At 56.3% G+C, this 23642-nt stretch carries 19 protein-coding genes; 12 read left to right on the plus strand and 7 right to left on the minus strand.

Annotated features, from left to right (window positions below; translation table 11 throughout):
- Window positions 1-450 (minus strand): alcohol dehydrogenase catalytic domain-containing protein (locus ACF8AM_RS01085; protein ID WP_392553854.1); only part of this gene is annotated, 450 nt, incomplete at its 3' end.
- A 182-nt stretch (window positions 451-632) separates the two neighbouring features.
- Between ACF8AM_RS01085 and ACF8AM_RS01090 the strand changes: the two genes are divergently transcribed.
- The 5 genes from ACF8AM_RS01090 to ACF8AM_RS01110 all read left to right on the plus strand — a co-directional run bounded on the left by ACF8AM_RS01090 (window position 633) and on the right by ACF8AM_RS01110 (window position 6630).
- Complete coding sequence (locus tag ACF8AM_RS01090; RefSeq protein WP_392553855.1) at window positions 633-1478, plus strand: helix-turn-helix transcriptional regulator; 846 nt, start codon at window positions 633-635, stop codon at window positions 1476-1478.
- Window positions 1479-1542: 64 nt separating this feature from the next.
- Window positions 1543-2358, plus strand: coding sequence for a Fe-S cluster assembly ATPase SufC (sufC, locus tag ACF8AM_RS01095; RefSeq protein ID WP_392553856.1), 816 nt, complete (start codon window positions 1543-1545; stop codon window positions 2356-2358).
- A gap of 58 nt (window positions 2359-2416) precedes the next feature.
- Entirely contained in the window at window positions 2417-3823 is a 1407-nt protein-coding gene (gene sufB, locus ACF8AM_RS01100) for a Fe-S cluster assembly protein SufB (protein WP_392553857.1), read from the plus strand.
- 270 nt (window positions 3824-4093) lie between these two features.
- The gene (gene sufD, locus ACF8AM_RS01105; protein ID WP_392553858.1) at window positions 4094-5404 is read left to right on the plus strand and encodes a Fe-S cluster assembly protein SufD; all 1311 of its coding nucleotides are present in this window, start codon (window positions 4094-4096) and stop codon (window positions 5402-5404) included.
- Window positions 5405-5727: 323 nt separating this feature from the next.
- Window positions 5728-6630 carry a hypothetical protein gene (locus ACF8AM_RS01110; protein WP_392553859.1) on the plus strand — a complete coding sequence of 301 codons (903 nt, stop codon included), beginning with the start codon at window positions 5728-5730 and terminating at the stop codon, window positions 6628-6630.
- Between the two features lie 12 nt (window positions 6631-6642).
- Here ACF8AM_RS01110 and ACF8AM_RS01115 read toward each other — a convergent pair whose 3' ends face one another.
- Window positions 6643-6954, minus strand: a complete 312-nt coding sequence (locus ACF8AM_RS01115; protein ID WP_392553860.1) for a hypothetical protein — start codon at window positions 6952-6954, stop codon at window positions 6643-6645.
- Window positions 6955-6989: 35 nt separating this feature from the next.
- Here ACF8AM_RS01115 and ACF8AM_RS01120 point away from each other — a divergent pair, with 35 nt between their 5' ends.
- Both ACF8AM_RS01120 and ACF8AM_RS01125 read left to right on the plus strand, forming a co-directional pair.
- Window positions 6990-7544 carry a hypothetical protein gene (locus ACF8AM_RS01120; RefSeq protein WP_392553861.1) on the plus strand — a complete coding sequence of 185 codons (555 nt, stop codon included), beginning with the start codon at window positions 6990-6992 and terminating at the stop codon, window positions 7542-7544.
- 176 nt (window positions 7545-7720) lie between these two features.
- Complete coding sequence (locus ACF8AM_RS01125) at window positions 7721-8701, plus strand: type I phosphomannose isomerase catalytic subunit (protein WP_392553862.1); 981 nt, start codon at window positions 7721-7723, stop codon at window positions 8699-8701.
- Window position 8702: 1 nt separating this feature from the next.
- Here the strand turns inward: ACF8AM_RS01125 and ACF8AM_RS01130 are convergent, their stop codons facing one another.
- The 3 genes from ACF8AM_RS01130 to ACF8AM_RS01140 all read right to left on the minus strand — a co-directional run bounded on the left by ACF8AM_RS01130 (window position 8703) and on the right by ACF8AM_RS01140 (window position 13591).
- Window positions 8703-9884, minus strand: coding sequence for a Gfo/Idh/MocA family protein (locus tag ACF8AM_RS01130; protein ID WP_392553863.1), 1182 nt, complete (start codon window positions 9882-9884; stop codon window positions 8703-8705).
- 246 nt (window positions 9885-10130) lie between these two features.
- Window positions 10131-12038, minus strand: a complete 1908-nt coding sequence (locus ACF8AM_RS01135; RefSeq protein WP_392553864.1) for a MutS family DNA mismatch repair protein — start codon at window positions 12036-12038, stop codon at window positions 10131-10133.
- Window positions 12039-12043: 5 nt separating this feature from the next.
- Window positions 12044-13591, minus strand: a complete 1548-nt coding sequence (locus ACF8AM_RS01140) for a hypothetical protein (protein ID WP_392553865.1) — start codon at window positions 13589-13591, stop codon at window positions 12044-12046.
- Between the two features lie 142 nt (window positions 13592-13733).
- Here ACF8AM_RS01140 and ACF8AM_RS01145 point away from each other — a divergent pair, with 142 nt between their 5' ends.
- A complete protein-coding gene (locus tag ACF8AM_RS01145; RefSeq protein ID WP_392553866.1) occupies window positions 13734-15314 on the plus strand; it encodes a polysaccharide lyase in 1581 nt (526 codons plus the stop codon).
- Here the strand turns inward: ACF8AM_RS01145 and ACF8AM_RS01150 are convergent.
- A complete protein-coding gene (locus tag ACF8AM_RS01150; protein ID WP_392553867.1) occupies window positions 15311-16681 on the minus strand; it encodes a Gfo/Idh/MocA family protein in 1371 nt (456 codons plus the stop codon). The genes ACF8AM_RS01145 and ACF8AM_RS01150 overlap by 4 nt on opposite strands.
- A gap of 546 nt (window positions 16682-17227) precedes the next feature.
- On the opposite strand from ACF8AM_RS01150, the gene ACF8AM_RS01155 reads away from it, so the two are divergent.
- Together ACF8AM_RS01155 and ACF8AM_RS01160 are read left to right on the plus strand one after the other, a co-directional pair.
- On the plus strand, window positions 17228-18502 hold the full coding sequence (locus ACF8AM_RS01155) for a radical SAM protein (RefSeq protein WP_392553868.1): 1275 nt from the start codon (window positions 17228-17230) through the stop codon (window positions 18500-18502).
- A gap of 3 nt (window positions 18503-18505) precedes the next feature.
- Complete coding sequence (locus tag ACF8AM_RS01160) at window positions 18506-19483, plus strand: hypothetical protein (protein ID WP_392553869.1); 978 nt, start codon at window positions 18506-18508, stop codon at window positions 19481-19483.
- Between the two features lie 146 nt (window positions 19484-19629).
- On the opposite strand, the gene ACF8AM_RS01165 is transcribed toward ACF8AM_RS01160, so the two are convergent.
- On the minus strand, window positions 19630-20610 hold the full coding sequence (locus ACF8AM_RS01165) for a TIGR03009 domain-containing protein (protein WP_392553871.1): 981 nt from the start codon (window positions 20608-20610) through the stop codon (window positions 19630-19632).
- Between the two features lie 340 nt (window positions 20611-20950).
- Between ACF8AM_RS01165 and ACF8AM_RS01170 the strand changes: the two genes are divergently transcribed.
- Both ACF8AM_RS01170 and ACF8AM_RS01175 read left to right on the plus strand, forming a co-directional pair.
- Window positions 20951-23437, plus strand: coding sequence for a PA14 domain-containing protein (locus tag ACF8AM_RS01170; RefSeq protein WP_392553870.1), 2487 nt, complete (start codon window positions 20951-20953; stop codon window positions 23435-23437).
- A 7-nt stretch (window positions 23438-23444) separates the two neighbouring features.
- A partial coding sequence (locus tag ACF8AM_RS01175) for a twin-arginine translocation signal domain-containing protein (RefSeq protein WP_392553872.1) occupies window positions 23445-23642 on the plus strand: 198 nt, incomplete at its 3' end.

Here is a 23642-nt window from a genome sequence, read left to right on the forward strand (position 1 = left end):
CAGACCCTGCGGCACGCGAACGATGTATTCTTCTTCGTCCACGAAGTACTCGGTCAAGAAACCATGACGCAGGTTGATGCCGCGTTCGTAGTAGGTTTCTTCGCTGGTCATGTCGTTGGTGCCGATCAAGTCATAGATCGAATTCCCAGGACGGCGAACCGTGGCGGTCACGAAGTCGCCCGGTTTGACTCGTTTGACGTTCTCGCCGACGGCTTCAACAACGCCAAAGCACTCGTGACCGATGACCAAGTAGTCGTCGCCTTCGGGGGCGTTGCCGTACAACGCATCATTGATTTCGCGGTCCGTCGCGTCGACGCCAACCTTCAAGACTTTGACCAAGACACCCAAGCCGTCGGCGACCTGGTCGACCGATGGGCGAGCGATCTCTTGCATGTGAACACTGTTGGGAGTCCCTGGCCTGACCGCGACGGCTTTCATCAAAAAATCCACTCATCTGGGGGTATCGAAGAAAAATCGGAGGTCGGATTCGACCCCCTCTTTGGGTTCAAAAGACAGAATCGCCCTCAAACCGCCCAGATCCTAACGAGACGGGGAATTTCCTGTGAGGGGGTTCTCGATCTATTTTTCGCAACAACGGTTGTCAAAAATCAAAGGATTGGAATACTGGGTGTATGGCAACGTCTTCTTCCACCTCTGATTCGACTTCCGATCCGTCGAGCGAGCGTCCCGTTTCGGTGGCGACATCGCGAGCGCAAGCGGCTGTCAACGCGTCAGCGGTTCGGAGCGTGGATCGGGAGTTGTTGCAGTGTCTTCGCAGTGGTGAACCGAAGGCGATTGGTGAATTGACAAAGCAATTGGGCGTGACCGCGACGGCGGTTCGACAACGTGTCGAACGGTTGCTCGAGGTTGGGTTGATCGCTCGAGAGAAAGTCGTCGCTGGTCGTGGTCGGCCGACCTACCACTACGTGTTGACGCCCGCCGGGTATCGCCGTGCGGGTGCGGATGCGACCGAGTTGGCCGAGGCCATGTGGGCGGAGATTGTTGCGATCCCCGATGGAGACGTTCGCGAAAAATTGATTTCTGCGATCGCTTCTCGATTGGGGCGTCAATTTGCCGCGGCATTGCAGAGCGATGCCGATGGTCTGATGGATCACGACAAAAACAAACCGGCGTGTTCGTGTCAGACAAATGATGGGGACGAAGTTTCGTTCCAAGAAAGGATGCAGCGATTGACGTCGATGCTGCAGACGAAGGAGATTTCGGCCTCGCTGATCGAGGCGACGTCTCAAACAGACGGTGTCCTACCGGTTTTGGACATCGAGGCATGTCCCTACCCAAGTTTGACCGCTGCGGCGGGCGACCGGTCGATGTGCCGACTCGAAGAACAAATGTTGTCCGAAGCTTTGGGCGAAGACGTTCATCTGAGCAGTTGCCGGATGGACGGTGACTCCTGTTGCCAGTTTTCCACCAAATCCGACAGCGACACCAACCCAACATCCCATTCCGAATCGGATTGAGAGCACGACTTTCACCGATCTCGCTATACGACCAACTGTTTATCTCTTGAAGGCTTGTCTTGCCATGAATCACATCCTGAAAATCGAAAACCTGCACGTTTCCGTCGGTGACAAACCGATTCTGCGCGGCGTGAACCTGACGATCAACCATGGCGAGACACACGCTTTGATGGGACCCAACGGCAGCGGCAAAAGCACGCTGGGTTTGGCGATCATGGGGCACCCTGGTTACACGGTGACCGATGGCAGCATCACCTTGGATGGCGAAGACGTCTTGGCGATGGCACCCGACGAGCGAGCTCGGGCAGGCATCTTCATGGCGTTCCAACGTCCGATGGCAATTCCTGGCGTGAAGATGGCTGACTTCCTTCGTCACGCAACGACCAACGTTCGCAATCCGGATCGCAAAGAAGGCGAAGAGTTGATTCCGATGCGTGAGTTCCGCAAGGAGCTGAAGGAAAAGATGGCTCACCTGCGAATGGATGTCGAGTTCGCTCGCCGCTATGTCAACGATGGTTTCTCTGGCGGCGAAATGAAGCGAGCTGAGATCCTTCAACTCGCCATGTTGCAGCCCAAATTCGCGGTCCTCGACGAAACCGACTCGGGCTTGGATGCCGACGCTGTGCGATTGGCCAGCGAATCGATCGCCGACATCGGCCGCGAAAAGATGGGGCTGTTGATCATCACGCACCACGACAAATTGTTGGTGCACAATCCACCGGAATACACGCACGTGATGCTCGGTGGCCGCTTGGTGGAAACCGGTGGCAAAGAATTGGCCGTGGAATTGCACGAGCATGGTTATGACCGCATCCGCAAGTCGTACCCCGAAGCCGAAGCTGCCAACCAAGAAATGTTGGCTGAAGAAACCGCCGTCTGATCGACAGCGACGATTCCTACCGAAACAGACTCCACACCACGCCTACTGAGCTTTACCCATGGCGACCGACGTCACTGAAAACGACCAAATCGGCGAAATCAATAAGTACAACTTCCGCACCGAAACGACCGGTGTTTTCAAAGCCCAAAAGGGCCTGAACGCGGAAGTCGTCAATCAAATTTCAGACATCAAGAACGAGCCAGACTGGATGCGGGAATTCCGCTTGAAGTCCCTGGCCGAGTTTGAATCGCGACCGATGCCCGAATGGGGTGGCGCGCTGGATTTGGATTTCCAAGACATCTATTACTACCTCAAACCAACCGGCCAGTCCGAGAAGTCTTGGGACGACGTTCCTCAAGAAATCAAAGACACGTTCGACAAGCTGGGCATTCCCGAAGCCGAGAAGAAATTCTTGGCCGGCGTCAAGGCTCAGTTCGAAAGCGAAGTCGTTTACGGATCGCTGCAGGAAGACCTTGCCAAACAAGGCGTGTTGTTCACCGACACCGACACCGCAGTCCGCGAACACCCCGAATTGTTGCAAGAGTACTTCGGCAAGGTCATCCCGCCGACCGACAACAAATTCGCCGCTCTCAACAGTGCGGTTTGGTCCGGGGGTTCGTTCATCTATGTGCCACCTGGCGTGCACATCGAATTCCCCTTGCAAGCGTACTTCCGTATCAACGCGGAAAGCATGGGGCAATTCGAACGAACGTTGATCATTGTCGACGAAGGTGCCAGCATTCACTACGTCGAGGGCTGCACCGCTCCGATGTACACCACCGAATCGCTGCACAGTGCGGTCGTGGAAGTGATCGTTAAAAAGGACGCTCGTTGTCGTTACACGACGATCCAAAACTGGGCCAACAACATCTACAACCTGGTCACCAAACGTGCTTATGCGTACCAGGACGCGACGATGGAGTGGGTCGACGGGAACCTCGGCAGCAAGCTGACGATGAAGTACCCCGCCGTTCACATGATGGAACCCGGTGCCCGGGGCGAGATCCTTTCGATCGCGTTCTCGTCCGCCGGTCAACACCAAGACGCTGGTGCGAAACTGGTGCACGCGGCTCCGAACACAACGGGCCAAATCATCAGCAAATCGATCAGCAAGAATGGCGGACGCAGCAGTTACCGCGGTTTGGTTCGCGTTGAACCGGGGGCTCACAACAGCAAGAACAACGTTGTCTGTGATGCGTTGATCCTGGACCCCGAAAGCCGCAGCGACACGTACCCGTACATCGAGATCGCGGAACAAGACGTCCAGATCGGTCACGAAGCCAGCGTTTCGCGAATCGGCGAAGAGCAAATGTTCTATCTGCTCAGTCGTGGTCTGACCGAATCCGAAGCCAGCACGATGATCGTCAACGGTTTCATTGAGCCGCTCGTTAAAGAATTGCCGATGGAATACGCCGTCGAAATGAACCGATTGATCCAACTGCAAATGGAAGGCAGCGTCGGCTGATTCATCGTCGACACGCAAACACCAGTTGCTCGCGGCTTTCCTTGGTCGCACTTGAAAATGGCGCATTGATAACGGAAGGGCGCGAGCCCTCCGGTGACGCATCGGGCGGCTCGCGCCGCTCCGCTAAGACGATCTGTTGCCCACCACAACATGTAGCTCGGCGGTCCCCGCCGAGTTCGCAATGAACAAGGTTGATTGACACCCGAGTCTTTCTCAGCGGCTTTTCCTAGCGACCTTCCATTCACTAAACACCCTTTTCATTTTTTCTCCATGACCACCACCTCAACCCTCACGTTCGATGCCGCCGGCTTCGAAGCCTTTCTCGCATCGCGGAAAGATGAACCGCAATGGTTGACCGATCTGCGACGGGAATCGTTTTCGCACGCCGACGCGATGGATTGGCCCGCTCGTCGTAGCGAAGAATGGATCCGCACGGACATTCGAACCTTCCAAATCAAAAAGTTCGCTCCGCCGGTCGAACCGACCGCGGGCGATGTCCCCGCTGTTCACCAACTTCGCGATGGAGTGGAACCCGGCGGCGTTTTAGAAACCTACGACAGCCAAGTGGTTTCCGAATCACTCGACGAAGAACTCGCCGCAAAAGGCGTGATCTTCGGCAGCTTGGAACGTCTGTGCCGCGAACAACCGGACAAGGTCCGCCCGTTTCTCTACACGGTCGTGGATCCTGACTACGACAAGTTCGCTGCACTGCATGCTGCGTTTTGGTCCGGTGGTCAATTTCTGTACGTGCCCCGTGGCGTCGTGATCGAAAAACCGATTTACCTTGGTTCAACGCTGAGCGACGGCGGAACTGACACGGCTCACACATTGATCGTGTTGGAAGACGGCGCCGAAGCGACGGTTCTTCACGAGTGCAACAGTGCCAATCCAGAAGCAGCCGGTTTGCACATGGGCGCGGTCGAGCTGATCCAGAAACCTGGTTCGCATCTGCGGTACGTCAACGTCCAAGAATGGGGCCACAAGACCTATCACTTCGCGCACCAACAAGCCAATATCGACCGCGATTCGCAGCTTCAGTGGACCATCGCTGCGATGGGTTCCGGATTGTCTAAGGTCAACCAATCGGTCGACATGGTTGGCGAGGGAGCCAACTGCCAAGTCAATGGCGTGATGTTCACGGAAGGCCGTCAGCACTTGGCCTATCACACCCAGCAGTACCACCGGGCGCCGAACTGCCACAGCGACTTTCTGTACAAGTCCGCTCAGCAGGACAAGAGCCGTACCGTGTGGCGTGGGATGATCAAGGTCGACAAGGTCGCTCAGAAGACCGACGGTTACCAACGCAACGACAACTTGGTGCTGTCCAATCATTCGCGAGCCGATTCGATTCCTGGTTTGGAGATCGAAGCTGATGACGTGCGTTGCACCCACGGCAGCACAACAGCCAAGGTCGACGAAGAGCAAATCTTCTACGCTCGTTGCCGAGGCTTCACGCAGAAGGAAGCCACTCGCATGATCGTCAGTGGATTCTTCCAGCAGATCTTCGACCGGATCACGATCGAAAGCGTCCGCGACGCACTGGCCGCCGCGATCGCACGCCAAGTCCGCGAATACGAGTGATCTCGAGTTCCGTGTGTCTTAAGCACGTGAGCGGGAGTCATTGGGCTTGATCACGTAGCGGCGTCTTTCCGAGACGCTGTCATTTGCGAGTCTCAGAGAGACTCGCCTACGCGAGGTTTTACCCGATCATTCCTGCCGAGGGGCTTAGCGGAGTGGCGCGAGCCGCCCGGTGAGAATCCAGAGGGCTCTCAGCCGCATTCCTGTAGCACGGTGGTCCCTCACCGTGACTTCCCCCAGAGCGTGAATCCAAGTAAGAACGGGCAAGCAACAGGTGGATGAATTCTGACTTACAATGGTCAGGGTCATTCACCATGAGGCCCTCCATGACGCCAACCCAACGAATCTCGCGACTGCAGTGGGTGTGCTGGGTTGTGATCGCGATTGGTACAGTCGTTCAATCATACAATCACAGCACCGGGCCCGATTTGGTCTCGCTGCTGCTGATGTCCGCGGGCCTGTCTTGGTTTGTGACTTGGTCGGCGATTCAATGCGTGCTTTGCCCCGGGCAGATTTGGCGGAATGTCCTGCGGACTTTTGCTACGGCGTTTGGGTGCGTCATGGTGTTGGTCATTGGGCACAAGCTGTTCGAGTGGCTTGTTGACGGGACCTCACCGTTGGACGCTTGGGAGAACGATTATGCGGTCGTCTCAGGCACTTTGTTCGCGGTCTCCCTTTCCCTGATCGCCACCATGTTCTGGGTCGGCATCGCAAAGTACTTTCGGGTGCGGCTGCGCGATCGTGTTTCCAACGAGTCGATTAGCCCGGCAATAGTTTCCGTCGCGGATCTCATGCTCTTGACCGCAGCGGTGGCAATTCACATCGCGGTCGCACGCTTGCAGCAACAGGTAATATTCGTGCGAATCGTTGGACTCTTTGGGCCGGGGGTTGTCTTCCTGATCATTTTGATGGGTGGGCTCGGCTCCGCGTTTCTTGGCTGGTTCGTGGTGCTGATCCCATCTTGGATATCGATGGCTCGGCATTGGAGCGTTCTCCGCCGTCGCATGGCTTGGACGGCGTTTTATCTCGCGTGGTTGGTGTTGGCAGCGATTGCTTGGATTGGGAACTGGACGGAACCTGATTTCTGGATCACGTTTTTGGTAACGGCGGGTTGGATCGCGTGCAATCTGATTTTGGTTCAATGGTTGGTCGTCAAACATCCAACTTTCATTGGGATCGAGTGGTATCGTTTGTCGAAGACAGTGAGCCACAAAACATCGTCTCGGTGAACGTGGCGACTATCACGCAATTTGTTCTGCCTGTTGCCCAATCCCTGGCTCGTTGCGGAACTGGTTTGGAACTGGGACAATACGAGCATGGACCAACAACCACTTCAACAAGCCATTCGACAGGACAAAGTCGAGCGAGCGAGGCAGATGTCTCTTGACGATCGTCTTGCTGCCGGTGCTCGATTGCATGCCGAGCAATTTGCGCGGACGCGCGATCTGCTTCGTGGATTGCACCCGGAATGGCGCATGGGCGAGATTGAGGTTGAGATAGCACGACGGCGTGGCGTCCTGCGTGATCGGGACTCTAAACGCTTCTATCGCCAAAACACTTCCTAAAACTCTGCTGTCGCGGATGCGTCGTGACAGTATCAGACGGCAATGAGGCACTTGCGAAGGTCGTCACCGCGTTGAACGAGTCCAACATCTCGTACATGCTTGTCGGATCATATTCGAGCAACGTGTACGGTGTCCCGCGTGCCACTGGAGATGCTGATTTCGTGGTCGAGATGCTTCACGATTCGGTCACTGCGGTTGTAGGAAAACTGGGCGACGACTTTCGAGTGCAGTCGCAAGTCGAATTTAAATTGTTGACGGGGACGACACGGCGAATCTTACAATTTGTGCCTTTTGATTTTGTCATTGAGTTATTTGAGTTAAGCAATGATCCGTTCGACCAGTCTCGTTTCGCTCGACGCGTGTCGGTGCAATCGGACTTGTTGGGTGGAACGGTTTGGTTGCCGACAGCCGAGGATGTTGTCGTCCAGAAACTTCGCTGGGGACGCGCTCAAGACTTAGCTGACGTTTCCGATGTTATCGCGGTTCAGGGTAACTCTCTCGATTGGAGTTACATCCAAAGTTGGTCTGATCGACACGATTCCTCTGATGTTTTGCAACGCATCCGAGATGAGCTGTAGTGATGACTTAAAGTTTTTCTGCGATCGGCAGTGATGATCGCATGTCGCATAGCGGATCGCCTGAACAGATGATAAAGAACTGAAAATCACACGCGAGCGGTAAGCTCGACGTAGGCGTTAAGGTTTGAGCCATTGTCACGCTCGAAACTCACTTCACTGGAAATCCGGACACTTCTATGACATCCACACCGTTGCGTTTTCGTCCTCTGCTGAAACAAACCATTTGGGGCGGACGCCGATTGGGCGAGATGCTGCACAAGTCAATCGGTGATGCGGACGACTACGCCGAAAGCTGGGAGATTGTCGATCATGGTGATGACCAGAGTGTTGTCACCGACGGCGAACTGGCGGGGCAATCGTTAGGAGAACTGTTTGCCAACCGCCGCGAGTGGTTGATGGGCAAGGACTGGGTGGAAGCCAACCCAGATGCCAAGACCTTTCCGTTGCTTCTGAAGTTCCTGGATTGCAACCGTGTGTTGTCGGTGCAGGTGCACCCGGACGATGCCTACGGTGCGACGATGCAACCGCCAGATCTGGGCAAGACCGAAGCTTGGGTGATCCTGCACAGCGAACCCGACAGTGTGATTTACTCGGGGCTGAAGGCTGGCGTTGATCGCGAAACTTTGCGAGAGATGATGTTGGCGGGTGAGACCGATCGTGCGTTGCACTCGTATCATCCCGAAGTGGGAGATTGCGTTTTCATTCCTGCGGGAACGGTGCACGCCTTGGGTGGCGGATTGGTCGTCGCGGAGATTCAACAATCCAGCAACACGACGTTTCGATTGTTCGATTGGAACCGCGTGGATGCATCGGGCAAGTCGCGACCGCTGCACATCGAATCATCGCTGGAAGTGTCGGATTACGAACGCGGGCCGGTTGAGCCGATTCGCAAACCGATTCACAGCGGAACGGAAACGTTGGTCGAGTGCGACAAGTTTGTGCTGCGACGGGTGCATGGCAGCGATCAAACGATCGCCGGTGATGACCGTTGTCACTTGCTGACAGTGATTTCCGGCGAAGCGATTCTGTCGGGTGAAAACGGCCCGACGAAACTGGCCACCGGCGAGAGCGTGCTACTGCCCGCCGCGTGCGACCAGATGGAATTGCAGGCCGGAGAATCCACCGTGCTGTGGATGTCACCTCCAGCGAGCGTTTGATTTAAAAACGCGAAAGCGGGTTGTCGCGGTGTTTCAATGGAAACGGCACCAGGGCACCGTTTTGACGGTGCGATTCGAGAGCGGCACAAACCATTTCGACGGTCGTTCGTCCTTGGACCGCGTCGCAAAGTGGCTGGCGATCTTCGCGAATTGCGGCGACCAAATCGCGAGCGGGGAAGCCATGGTGTTCCACCATTTGTCGCAGATCCTTTCGCGGTTCGGGTTTGCCAATTCCCGCGGCGGTGATGGGGATCCAGGCAGTTGGTTCGGTTGGTGTTCGAAAGGGATTGCCAGGCAACAAGTACGCCAGCGGGCTTTTGTCAATATGAATCGCGATCGTGCCTTTGCTTCCGATCAATCGCAAGCCAAAGCCAGCGTTCTCGGTGCCATCGTTCGCGACGGAATCAAACGTTGTGATGATGCCGTTTGACATCTGATAGCGAGCGTGCACGGCGTTACCCGCCATCAGACCCAAACCTTCGGGGCCTTCGTGAACGTCCGATGGTTCGGCCAAACGACCATCTTGCATCAGCGATGCTGAGCAGGAGATCGGGTCACCGACCAGGAAGTTTGCCACGTTCAAAACGTGGGTGCCGAGCACCCACAAGTCTTCGACACCACCGCGGCGATCGCCTTTGCCTCGCCCACGAATTTCGAGGAGACGCCCAATCTCGCCGGTCTGGATCAGCTCACGTACAAACGGCAGTGTGGGGTGGTATCGGTTTCGATGAGCGATCGCGATTTTGACGTTGTGTTTTTGGCTTGCCGCGATGAGCGAGTCGGCTTCGGCCGGTGTCGCGACAAAGAATTTCTCAATGTAAATGCCACGGGCACCGGACTGGATCGCTGCCATCGCCATGTCGTGATGTTGGTCCGCATGACGAGGACAAACCGCGACGATGTCAGGCTGAGTCTCATCGAACATCTTGCGGTAATCGTCGTAGCCACGATCGACTTGGAGACGTTTCTTGGCGGCTTGGAGTCCGTCCGGGTTGGCATCCGCGATGGCGATCAATTCGGTGTCAGGCAAGCGTTGCCAGATGCTATCGAGTCCGTGTCCAAAGTTGCCGCGACCGGTGTGGCCAATCGCGACCGCTTTAAGTGAGTCTGAGTTCGCTTGGCCGAGAGCGGGTGTCGCGAGGCTGGCCGCTGCAGTTGCGGCGAGAAAGTGTCGTCGTTGCATGATCGATCACTCAGGAGGTGGGGAGTTTTGAGGGAGCATGGTGGGGGCTCGATCATAACTCGAAATGTCGACCGGTAGTTCGCGTCGCTGAAATATCAGTCTCCTTGGCCAACGGCCATGGTCAACCTGACACGAAGAGCTGAATCTGGCCGTTGGCCAAAATTCGGAATGTATGTGGTCTGGTTCCTGGGACGTTGTCCCAGGCTAGGTTGAAAAAGGCCGTTGGCCAACGAGTGGTCGTCAAATTCACTTCTCGCCCAAGCCGACGATTTCGAGCAGTCGCAAGGCGTTGGTGGTCGGTGACACACCGTCGCGCATCTTGTAGTCGAACGTCATTCGTTCATCGCCGCTGGCATCGGGCGTGATCGTTTCGCGGAAGTGAACGGTGTGGGCGAGTTTCATCAGTTCCGGATCATCGGCGAGTTCCAAGTCATGCGTCGTGATGGCACCGATCGCACCGGCGTCGACTAGGAACCGTAGCACGCGAGCGACCGCGATCTGACGTTCACGGCTGTTGGTTCCCTGCAGGATTTCGTCGAGCAAGAAGAACTGAATTCGGTTGGTGGAGCCGGCGGCACGTTGTTCAGCCAAATCACGAGCATGCGTGACAACGGCCGACAGACGGTTCAGTTCTGCCATGTAATATGAGACGCCTTGGCTGAGGTCATCGCTGACTCGGATGCTGGTTCCCATCTCGACGGGCGGCAGGCTCATGTGTCGACAGCAGACTGGTCCGCCAGCCATAGCGAGGGCGACGTTCAAACCAGCACTTCGTAACATCGTGCTCTTGCCGGACATGTTGCTGCCGGTGACGAGCAACAACGTTCCGGTGGGGCCGATCGTGACATCGTTGGTGACGCGGGCATCGTCTTTCAACAACGGGTGCCCCAATCCTTGCAGGGTGATGGTGGATTCGCCTTCGAGCCACTCGGGCGACGACCACTCCGGTGAATCGTGTTGCAAAGCAGCGATCGACATCAAGGCTTCGAGTTCGCCGAGGGCGTCAAACCACTGGGGGATTTGGTTGGAGTAACGAGACTTCCAATTTTCCAAACGACGGAGCACGCGAACGTCCCACAACCAGAACGCTTGTAGCGGCAGATACAGCAGGAACGTGGATGCGGTTTGCTTCAACCCGCCCATGCGAGCGACTTGGGCCAGTTCACGCATGCCTGTGGAAGCGGATTGGGATCCCTCGGCGTCTCCGAGCAGCGCCCGGCGGATGTGCGCTGTCGGCCCAGCAGGATCGGCAGGAGATTCCGGCAACCAACTCGCCGCATCGAACAGTTCGGCGTAATCGTTGACGCTGCGTCGCGACGCCATCGCGATTTGAAAGATGGCTGCGACGGGGCCGAGGAGGAACGATCCGATGGCGAGATTCAACACCGCGATTCCGATCAGCCCATAGATGCCTATTCGCACCCAATCGCCTTGGCCGGTGATGGTTCCAGCAACCATGCCGAGGACGATCGCGATGGCGACGACGGCCGTGAAGTTGCCCCAGGGAATCAACCATCGATGCGGTGGCAACCAGTTGGGTTCTTTGGACCACTGGACGAACGATTCTGGGTCGCCAGAGCTGCCGCCGATGTCACGGGCGAGCACATAAAAACGCAATCGGTCTTCCGGTTGATGGGCCAGGTGTTTGACGGAAGCATGTCGATCTTTCGCGAGCGGCGGATCGACGGGGCTGCACAACCAATTGGCTAGAGTGCGAACGCCGGGTGTGGTGGCCGCCATGGAAGTCAATTGAAACAGCGACGCGTCGCCGACCAAGTCGAGGTCGCCCGCGAGCGCTTGTTGCTCGGGTGCTAGCTCAACCTCAGATGCACGAATGCCGATGCTGTCACGGGCCAGTGATTTCCAGTCCCGTTGCAATCGAGCTTGCAAACGATGCAGGGTCCGGGATTGGTTGCGAAGCAATTCCATTCGATCGCGAACGGTTTCGTTGCGAACGACTGTCACCAGAAACGCGATCAAAGATCCCACGGCCACGCAAATCCAGATCACGTGTTGGGTGGCGAGTGAAAAGCCGATGCCCAAAACCAATCCGACAAAGAACACCATCCGCCAAACGGCAAACCGTGAGTCGGAAGCTTCGAGTTCCTGCAAATCGTGATCGATGGTCTCGATCTGGGAAGCGTAATCGGACATCCGTATCAGGCTGCATCCAAAGCGGTGGAGGACCGGCGTGAGGGACGAGAACGTCCGTCAATGACTTTCGTCGCCACGCGGTCTTGAAGGTTGGGTCGAAAAATGGTCAGCAACAACAATGGCAAGAACCACGCCATGTACAGTCCGCCGCCGTATCCATGCCAAAACTGAGCCGCGACCATCAAAGCGGCGGAGCAACTGATCAGAATGCCCAGGTTCTTTTGTCCGGGCCAAACGGCGAAGAAGAAGCTCAGGATCACGTAGCCGACGATCACCGGCAAACGCCAGATCGGATTCCAACCGAGTTCCCAAATCCCGGTCAGTTCGTGGGGACCTTTGTTGGGATTGAGCACCCCAAACATTCGTTGGACATGGGTCAGGAAGGGTTCGCCACCGGCGAAGGCGAGTAGTGCCATCAAGACAGTCAACGCAATCAACACGGCGCCTGCGAATCGTCCGACACCGCGTTGCCAATAGAAACTGCACCACAGTGGTAACAGGAACAACGGGTAGTACAGCAACCCAGCCGCAGCACCGATGAACAACCCAGCGATCAGAGGTTTGCGGTACATCAGCACCGCCCACAGGATCAGCGCAGCGGGGACCACGTGATCGACTCGGCCGGTCATCTGAGCGGTGTAAGGCATCAACAGATACAGCGTCGCGCAACCGGCACCGGCGCGGAGGTTCCCAAAGTGCCGATTGCCGATCAGCAGGATGCCAATCAAGACAGCGGACTGGGCCAAGATGGCAATGATCTTGGCGATCATGGTGCGGCGTTGTTCCGCGGCAGTCAATTCAGCCATCGTCGGTGGTTCGGCCCCGGCGATCGCTTCGCTGATCGGCCGCGTGGGGATGGCGGGCAACATGTTGATCAGCGCGTAACCAGGCCCCAATTTCGGGCCTTGTTCTTGCTGGATCTCAGGCGTGCTGGCAACGACATTGGCCATCATGAAGATGAACAGAGAGATCCCCAGAAAGTTCAATCCACCGGTCGTGAGATTGGGATCCAACAGCGGACGCCGCACCATCAAGGGATCGAGCAACATTCGCACGAGCACCAGGAATTGGATGCCAAACAAGGTGATGAATCCGGTTCGTTGCAGTTGCGCCGCCCGTTGGTAGGCATCCGATTCCTGAAGTTTCGTCAGTTCCGCTGTGGTCAGTTCGCGAGGTGTTGGCGGTGATTCGGGTTCGGCCGGTGCTTCCGCAGTCGCCGTCAGAGATTCGGAGTTGGCTTCGGCTTCGGTGGTGGTTTCTTCGACCGGCGACAATTCGGCGGGCGCAGCATCCTCGCGTTCCGCTTCCACGGGCATGGAGTTGGCGGCAGCACTGATTTCTGCGGAAGCCAATCGAGCCAAACGTGTTTGCCGGCGGTAGCCTTCGTTGACCATCAACAATCCGGGAGCAAGCAAGATCAACAGGACGATGTCGAGATTGCGGATGCTCCAGAACCGACGAAAGACGAAGAACAGTCCAATCGTCAAAAACGATGACAGATACACCCACGTCGTTGGGTCGGGCCGTCGGTAATAGAGGAGGAATTCGCTCATGGTCGTAGGATAAACGTCTGAACCAACGACGGATATAGCGGGCGGTGCAGTTCTGCTGAGAACTCGGGCTCAGTTTACTTGCGGTTGTCTCGTGAAGCGGACGTGGTGGCTCGCGCAGCAGGGGGTGGTGGAGTCCGATAGAATGGCCTCTCTTCCACTCTGCCCGCCTGATCTTTCGTTCGAGGACTTGCCCATGCGATGCGTCCGTCGTCAATCCTTGGTTTATGTTGTGTTTGCGCTGGGGTGGCTGGGGATCGGAAACCATGTCGCGCGGAGCTGCGTTGCCGAGGAAACTCCTTCACATGACGAGGTGGCGGCCTCGCTCGCCCGAGCCACAAAGTATATGTCGACCACCATTGCCGATCATGGTGGGTACGCGTGGGTCAGCAGCGTGGATGGAAAACTGAGTCACGGGGAAGGGGCCTGCGACCAGGATCGTGTCTGGGTCCAACCACCTGGCACGCCGGCGGTTGGAGATGCGTTTCTTCACGCGTTTGTTCAAACCGGTGACCCCGTGCACCTGCGTGCGGCCTTCGACGTCGCTCAGGCATTATTTGACGGCCAGCTCGCTTCTGGAGGATGGGGGTACTCCATCGATTTCAGTGCCGAACAAAGAGCGAAGATTCCCTATCGAACCGGTGTCCGGTCCAATGCCGAAAAGATGATGCACACGCCAGAACCAGGTGGGTGGGAGATCTGGCGAGCCCGAAAATGGAAGCACAACCGAACCGTGCTCGATGACGACACGACCTCCGCAGCGCTGTCGTTCCTGCTGCACCTTCAAGAAACCATGCGGGAAACCAACCAGTCCTCCTCGCCTACTTTGGCTCGGGCGATCAATGTTGCCATGGAGTCCACTCGTTTGTCGCAGTACCCGATCGGTGCCTGGAGTCATCACTACGACCGTCTGCCAATCCAGCCACCAAGTGTTTCGCACTATCCGATTTTGCAGGCGAGTTATCCCGAGGAGTGGTCGCGAACATGGACCAAAGATTACGAGGGATGTTACATGCTGAACGACAACATCACGCAAAACATGATTCGCATGATGTTGTTGGCCTGGCGAGTCACCGGGGACGATCGCTTTCGAGACAGCGCGATCCGCGGTGGCGAGTTTTTACTGCGTGCGCAGATGCCAGAACCGCAGCCCGCGTGGGCACAGCAATATGATCGACACATGCACCCGGTTTGGGACCGCAAGTTTGAACCGCCTGCGATTGCAGGGGCTGAATCACAGACAGCGATCGAATCCTTGATGGATCTGTATGAAGCCACCCAGGACGCCAGGTTCTTGAAACCGATCGAACCCGCCATTGCGTACTTGAGAACCTGTTTGCGTCCCGATGGGACCTTGCCGCGGTACAGCGAGTTGAAGACCAATGACCCGCTCTATTTCAACGGAAACTACGAGCTGACCAACGATGATTCAGAGATGCCAGATCACTATGCATTTGTAGGATCTTCCCGATTGGATTCATTGGAGCGTCGCTATCAAAGAATCCGTGAGGGCAAAACGAAAAAAGCCGCCTCGATTCCCGCGAATCGGATCGCGGGAATCTTGGCGGCTCAGCATGACGATGGTGGTTGGCGGGAACCGGGGTTCGTGCGAGATCCCGAGGGCCGCAAAGTGACGCCAAAAGAAGGCGTCATTCATTCGGCAACGTTCGTGAAAAACGTTCGGATGCTATGCGATTACCTGGATTCCATCGCGTCCCATCCTTAACCCATCTCGATTTCGTAGCCTTCACGGTAAGGACGAGCCAGCATGGAGTTGGCTTGTTCGTCGCCCACGATTTGCTCGTTTTCGTCGTCCCATTTCAGTTCGCGGCCCAAGCGAGCCGAGATGCCAGCCAAGTGACAGACGTTGAGCATTTCCATGTGCGTGTGCACGTCGGAGATGGGCTCGAGTCCTTCACGATGGCAGTGCAGGAAGTTGAACCAATGGGCACGACGTTCGTTGTGCTCGATTGGCAGGCTCTTGTAGACCTTCGAAATGGCGTCTTCTGGCAATGGGTTGTCCGCCAAGTCCTCGACTGGTTTGCCGGACAGGTTTCCGCGGCTGACGAAGATGCGACCTTTGTCGCCTTCGATCAACACGCCGTTGCGGGTGTCGTTGCGAATGATCATCTCAGTGCCGCCTGGGTAGGCGACCTTGAACTGGAACGCGGTTGCGGTGTTGTAACGATCGATCTGGACCGGTGTCCCGTCTTTGTATTCGACGGGGTGCTCAGCGGTACCGCCGAGTGACACGGGGCCTTCGGTTTGACCGTTCAGCTTCAGTGCCCAGTTGCAGATGTCGACGTGGTGAGCGCCCCAGTCGGTCAGTTTGCCGCCGGAGTACTCGTACCACCAACGGAACTCATAGTGACCGTTGGATTTCTTGCCATTTTCCGAACGGCGATAGTCGACCTTCGGTGCGGGGCCAAGCCAGAGGTCCCAATCCAACGCGTCGGGTGGAGATGCAACAGGCAGGGCGTCGCTGGTGGGAGCTCCACCGATGGCCGCTTGCACACGATGAATTTTGCCGAGGCGGCCTTCGTTGACGATCGCCATTGCTTTGGTGAACTTGTCGAACGTGCTGCGCTGTTGCGTGCCGACTTGGACGATTCGCCCGGTTTCTTTTTGGACCTTGCGAATCAATTTGCCTTCGTCGATCGTCAACGTCAGTGGCTTTTCGCAGTAGACGTCTTTGCCGGCGTACATGGCTTCGATCAATGGTTTGGTGTGCCAGTGATCAGGGGTCGCGATGTGAACGACTTTGATGTCATCGCGTTCCAGGACTTTTCGGTAATCCGAGTGCATGGCGGCTTTGCCACCACTGAACTGGTCGTTGGCTTGTTGAGCACGGCTGGAATCAGCGTCCGCGATGGCGACCAAGTTCAGCCATTGCTTGGCGGAGTTCAGGTTACCGCGACCCATGCCACCGGCACCGATGAGGCCGATGTTGATCTTGTCATTCGCGATTTCGTCGGCCAACGAACGAGGTGACCAGGCGAAGTAAGGCGTCATGGCAACGGCGCCCGCGGCCGCTTTCAAAACCGTCCGGCGATTTGTGGGAGCGGTTTCAGGTTTGGGTCGATGTTGGTTCAAGGGAGGCCTCATGTGGAAGAAGGGGGCGGGCAAGAAACGCGGGGCGATCCCCACTGGAGAGCGATGAGACGAAACAAATGCCTCATCCAATGCCGCTGCTTTGAACGGTTGTTGAGTGCAGTATACTCGAAAGAGTCGACCAAAAATCGAGTCAACGTGAATTCCTGGGCCGCGAATTGAGGCCGCAAAACGAGCGGTTTGGCGAAGCTTGGGACCGCAGGAGGGCCATTTCTGCTTCTGCGGCGTGAGCCAGGATCGCTTCGCCATTAAGATGGGACTGCACCGAGACACCGAGTGGTCTGTCACAGCTACAAGTTAGGGTTGATCGTAGTGGATGAGGCGACCAGTCCTCGGATTGGACACCAGTTCGGGACTCGTCGCCTCGTCCACCACCCTAAGAATAAAGTCGACAGACCACTCGCCGAAATCGCCGAGTTGCCAGTGGGACTCGCGCAAAGCGTCTGGACTTTTGACCACGAATTTGGTCGCCTGAATGGCACCGATGATTCAACGCCCCAACTGATAGAGATACCGATGTACCTCCGCATGGCCAAACGATTCGCGCTGGAAACCGATAAACGGTTGCTCGCCAAAGCAGTCTGGGCACTCGGTGTGAAAGGATTGCGAAGCGTCCATCGTCACAAACGGCGACTCAAACGAGGCGAGTTCTTCCCCCCGTTTTTGTATTTGTCGGTGATCAACAGTTGCAACCTCCGCTGCCAAGGTTGTTGGGTCGACGTCGGCGCGAAACAACACAAGATTGAACTCGACGCTGCCAATCGAACCATTGAGCAAGCCAAGGCGATGGGCAACAGCTTCTTTGGCATCTTGGGCGGCGAACCGTTCATGCACAAAGATTTGCTGAATTTGTTCGAGGCTCATCCGGATGTTTACTTCCAGGTTTTCACCAATGGTCATTTCATCACCGACGAAGTCGCCGCGAGACTTCGAAAGTGTGGCAACGTCACGCCTCTGATCAGCGTCGAAGGATCGGAGATTATCAGCGACACACGCCGCGGCCGTGATGGGGTTTTGAATCAAACCATCGCCGGCATCGAAGCCGCTGTTCGAAACAAGTTGCTGGTCGGTGTGTGCACCAGCGTTTGCAAATCCAATATCGACGATTTGGTTCGCGACAAATGGGTCGATCGATTGATCGAGATGGGTGTGATGTACACGTGGTTTCACATCTATCGGCCCGTTGGTCCTGAACCCAATCCGCAATTGGCGTTGTCCAGCGAAGAGCAACGACGTGTGCGTCAGTTCGTTGTCGACACGCGAGCGACCAAGCCGATCATTGTCATCGACGCTTATCACGACGATGCCGGCAATGCGTTGTGTCCGGCGGTCACCGGGTTCACGCATCACGTCGGACCTTGGGGCGACATTGAACCGTGTCCCGTGATTCAGTTGGCAACCGAATCGATCCACGACAGCAAACCGCTGAAAGAAACCTTCAACGAGTCGGGCTTCCTGCGTGACTTCCGCGAATTGACGGCGCAGAACACTCGTGGGTGTGTGATCATGGAACGTCCCGATTTGTTGCTCGAATTGGCTGACAAGCACGAGGCTCGCGACACGACGGCTCGCGGCAAGGTGATGGAGGAACTTCGCAACGTCGAACCGCGACGCAGCCAGTATCAACCGGGTGATGAGATTCCCGAGCGCAGCTTCGTTTATCGTTGGGCAAAGAAGTACGCCTTCAATGACTTCGGAACGTACGGCAAGCACTATCAAGAGAGCCAGTATCGCGATCCAGACCAACAGCCACCGACGTCATCGGTGGAAAAGCCCGATTCGCAATTGCCGGTGCTCAACTGATCGATGATTGTTCCGGAGTATTGGGCGGAAGCGAGCGAGCGCATTGTCGGGGCAAAAACCAAACGGCAGGTGAAGCGATTTGGTTGGTCGGACATCAGCGTGGAAGAGGCACAGCAACACGCGAATCAGCGGGTTGCGGATGCCATTGCCGAGATCAAACGCGGCGAGATGTTGCCGTTCACCGAGCCCAAGGTGGCCTACAACGGCGCCGACGGATTGCCGATTCGCGAGGAGATCATTGATCGACGCGGTGACGCCGTTCTGACTCGTAACGCTTATGGGGCGTTGTGTTTGAACACACCGGACATTCTGTTTGCCGATGTGGATGTGCCGCAATCGAGTGGCTGCATGACCTACGTGGTCGCGTATGTCGTCAGCGTGGTGGTGCTGTCCGTGGTGGCGTTTCAATTGGACATCACCAACCCCATTTTTTTGGTGCTGTTCTTGTCGATGCTGTCAGCGGCCCTGTTTGGCAGCTTGATCGAAACGGTTCGTCGCCGGGTCAGTGGCACGCCCAACACGGTCGCACGCAAACGCATTGCATCCTTTGCGAAATCCCATCCCGATTGGAAGCTGCGTCTCTACGAGACACCCATGGGGTTTCGGGTGTTGGTCACCCACGCCACGTTTGATCCACGAGGTGCGGAAGCACTGGACTTCTTTGATCGGATCAAAGCCGATCCGGTGTATGTGCGGATGTGCTTCAACCAAAATTGCTTCCGCGCTCGAGTCTCGCCGAAGCCATGGCGAGTTGGGATGAGCGAACACCTGAAGCCGCGTCCGGGCGTGTGGCCGATCGAGCCGGGGAGATTGCCGGAGCGGCAGGCTTGGGTGAAGCAATACGATCAGGCTCGCCAACAACACGCAGCGTGTCGCTACGTGGATTCGTTTGGCAACGGTCGGCCATGCCGGGAAGCCAACGAAGTCCAACGTTGGCACGACGACCTGTCAGCGGCCAATCACGATTGGCCGATCGCATAAAAACATTCCGTAGCCGGATTCGCCAGAATTCGGTGAGCACGGCGGTCGCGAAGTAGCGCGAGACACACCGCGTGTCACCGGAGGGCTCGCGCCCTTCCGCTATTCTTGATAGCGAGGTGAAGAAATGCCCGCGAGCATTCTCAGTTCTACTGGCGACGAGTTTCGTTTTCGCCTTCGGCCATTTGGGGTGGCCCGTTGTAGTTGTCGCGGAAGACCTTCCAATCGGAAGGTGGTTCCTGTTCGATGAAGCTCTGCATGAAGAGCTTTTGCAAGCTAGCTTGGATCGAGTTTCGTTTGACGTTGTCGAACTCGTAGTGGTCCCACTTCGGTTGCGTCTTTTGGTTGAAGTTGGGAGCGTACATGATCAACGCGTTGGGCAAGAACGTCTTCGCATTCAAAGCGATCTGAACGACCTTGTACTGAGCGCGGTCGGCTTGGTGCTTCGGGTAGGCTGCGATTAGGATCAGACCGGGATCGTTCGACTTCATCGGCTGGACCCAGTACCGCTGCTTGATTTGTTTCGCGTCCGCGTTGAACACAAACGGCAACGGGCTTTCGATGATGTGTTGCCCTTGCATGTGAGGCGGCAACTGTTGGATCTTGCACTGCTTGGTTCCGTGGTCGAACTCTTTCAGTTCGGTGCCGGTGCAGACCCAATGTTCGCCGTAGAGGCCTGGTTTGGCCGAGTACTTGGGTTTGCCGTTCTCGTCCATGCCGTCGTAGCTGACGACCGCTTTGACTTGGAACAACCCTTTGTCGGGGTTGGCGTATTTGATGACGCCTTCGGCTTTGTTGGCGTAGATGCCAGCCGGTGCAGCAAAGAGATCAAAGTGCCAGCGTTTGAAGTCACACTCAAGTGTCTTGGTGCCTTTGCTTTGTTGTTCCCAAGCTGCCAGAATCTGATCGAGACGTTGTTGCTCCGCCGCACTGAGCGGTGGGAAGGGGGCCGCGTTTGGATTGGCGGGAGCGGCGGCTTGCTGTGTTTGAGCAGGTGCGGCGGCGCGGCCTTGTGCCATCACAGGTTGGCTGGTGGCGACCATGAAGCCAGCGACACCAGTCAAGACAGCCAGAAACGCTGCACGTGTGGAGAACGGTCGGTGAATCACCGAGAAATTCAAACGCATCATCCTTGACGCTCGTATCAAATGGGGAGGCGGACCATCGGGGCAATCGGATTGGCCGGTCAATTGAACGGGGACCGACTGGATCAGGGAACCTGAGTCGCCGAGCCTATCTGAATGAGTCATGCGATTGAAAGGCCGAAAAACAGCGTTTTTGCCTCTGCTGCTTGCGAAAAAGAAACTCGATGGAGGTGAATTGGGAGGTGGAAGCCGCAAAATGAAGCTTTTCGGGGTGTTTCAACCGCCTAAGTTGCCTAAAATGGAAAGTCCTGCCTTGGTGAATCCAACGTCAGTTTTCTGGCTCCCACCCCTCTCGGATTCACATCCATTCCTTCCCACTGAAATCATGCGACGCAATCCAAAACTGGTACGCGCTTCCCACGTTTCCTGCCCCAGCTTTGTTGCTGGGTGGAAGAGCGTTTGCATGGGCGCGGCAGCATCGTTCGCAATGCTGGTTGTTCTGGCCCTGCAGGTTTCGGCCGCGGAAAGCGATTCACTCGATTCGGTGATCGCGGAAAATCCGATTTTGTCCGCTGGTCAGAAGATTTACGCCGACCAATGTCTGCAGTGTCATGGTGAGCAAGGTGTCGGAACAGAGGATTATTATCCGGACCCGCTGATGGGCGATGGTTCGATCGGTGAGTTGACCGAGATCATTGTCGACACGATGCCAGAAGAAGACCCGGATCTGTGTGTGGGCGAAGACGCCGCCGCGGTGGCCGCTTACATCCATCACGCGTTCTACAGTGAAGCGGCACAAATTCGGAATCGCCCGCCGCGTCAATCCTTGCAGCGTTTGACGGGAACTCAGTTTCGCCAAAGCCTGTCGGATTTGTACGCCCACTTCGCTGGGTTGCAGGAAACCACTTGGGAAAGGCACCAAAAAGAACACGGTTTGTCCGTCGCGATTTATGAGGGCAAAGGTTGGAAGAAGGAAAATCGAAAGATCGAACGCATCGACCCGGTCGTCGATTTTGAATTTGGCAAAGAAGGTCCCGGCGAGGGCGTGGCATGGGATGAATTCCATGCCCACTGGGACGGTGGACTGCGTGTCGAGCAAACCGGGCGGTATGAGATCGTCGTTCGTAGCAAGACGTCGTTCACGATGGACTTTGGTCACGACTCGCAGCAGTTGATCGACAACCATGTTCAGTCGGAAGGTCGCGATGAGTTTCGCCGCACGTTGTTGCTGACGGGCGGACGCATTTACCCATTGAAAATCGATTTCAACCAACGCAAGCGAAAAGGCGAAACACCGCCGGCCAGTATCTCGCTGTCTTGGGTTCCGCCCGGCGGAATCGAAACGATCATCCCCGCGTCGGCTTTGGTGCCCGGTTGGAATCCGCCTGCGTTTCAGCTTTCCACCACGATGCCACCTGATGACAGCAGCTACGGGTTTGAGCGAGGGATCTCGGTTGATACGGCTTGGGATTCCGCCGTCACCGATGGTGCGATCGAGTTTGCCAATGCGATGCGAGATCAGTTGTGGAGCGACTATTTCCGGAAGCACCGCAAGGACAAAGGTTCGCGAGAGGAGAAGCTGAAAGGTTTCCTGATGGACTTCGTCACCGTTGCTCATCGCGGAAATGCGGAAGAGGTTCAACCCGAACGGATCGTGGTGCCTGCCGTCGAAGCGTTTGAAGATGAGACCGATATCATCAAATCGGTCGTGCTGATGACACTGAAGTCACCCCGATTTCTATATCCCAGCCTCGATGCGGATCGGACGGTTTCGCAACAAGTTGCCAATCGTTTGGCACTGGTATTGCACGATTCACTGCCGTCCGAAAATCGGATGCTGACGCAGATCAAAAAGGACCAATTGCGGACCGAGTCAGCGATTCGTCAGGCCGCCGAGCGGATAGTCGACGACGCTCGGACTCGAGTGAAACTGAAGCAAATGCTTTACCACTGGATGGAACTTGGTCCCGAGGACGACCTTCGCAAAGATGATGAGAAGTACCCCGGTTTCAGCAAAGAGTTGATCGCGGATCTGCGGACCTCGCTCGATCGGTTCTTGGACGAAACCGTGTGGAGTGAAACGAGTGATTTTCGACAGTTGTTGGGCGCGGATTGGGCGTTCACCAACCAGCGTCTGGCGGAGTTTTACGGAGAGGCCTGGAACCCTGCGGAATCAATGGACGAAAAATCGGGTGAGGCGAACGAATCTGAATCATGGACGCGATCTGTTCGAGATCCGAACATTCACGTGGGCGTGCTGACGCATCCCTTGATCATGGCTCGGTTGTCTTACCATTCAGCGACTTCCCCGATTCACCGCGGCGTGTTTTTGATTCGCCACGTGATGGGGCGTACTTTGCGGCCACCCAACGAAGCGTTCTCGCCACTCAGCCCGGATTTGCATCCGGATTTGACGACCCGTGAACGTGTGGCGTTGCAAACCAGTCCTGAAAGCTGCCAGATTTGCCATTCGAGAATCAATCCGCTGGGATTTGCACTCGAGCATTTTGACGCGGTAGGCAGGTTCCGCGAAAAAGACATGAACAAGAACGTCGACGCATCGGGCAGTTACCTGACTCGCGACGACGAACGAATCGAATTTGAAGGGGCTCGTGGATTGGCCGAAGTGGCGATCGCGAATCCGGATACACACCGAGCCTTTGTGACTCGGATGTTCCAGTACTTTGTGAAGCAACCGGTGGCGTCGTACGGTGCCGAACGGTTGGATCAATTGACCGAAACGTTTCGGCAATCGGACTACAACGTTCGAAAGCTGTTGGTCGAGATTGCCGTGATTGCGGCAAGTGACGTGTTGCCTGAGTCAGATTCGAAGAAGAAACAACCTAAGAACAACCAAACGGCGGGAGCTTGAAATGAATATGGAACCCATTGCACCACGCAAACCATCGAAACGTCTATCGCGTCGTCGGTTCTTGCAACGCACTGGCATCAGCGCCGCTGCGTTGAACTTCACGATGAACCTGCCCAGCCTGGCTTTGGCGGCCGACGCGACACCTCGTCAACGGTTGATCATCGTCTTCAGCCCCAATGGTGTGATCCCGGATCATTTCTGGCCC

This window comes from Rhodopirellula sp. JB055, assembly GCF_043100905.1.
Lineage (GTDB): Bacteria > Planctomycetota > Planctomycetia > Pirellulales > Pirellulaceae > Rhodopirellula.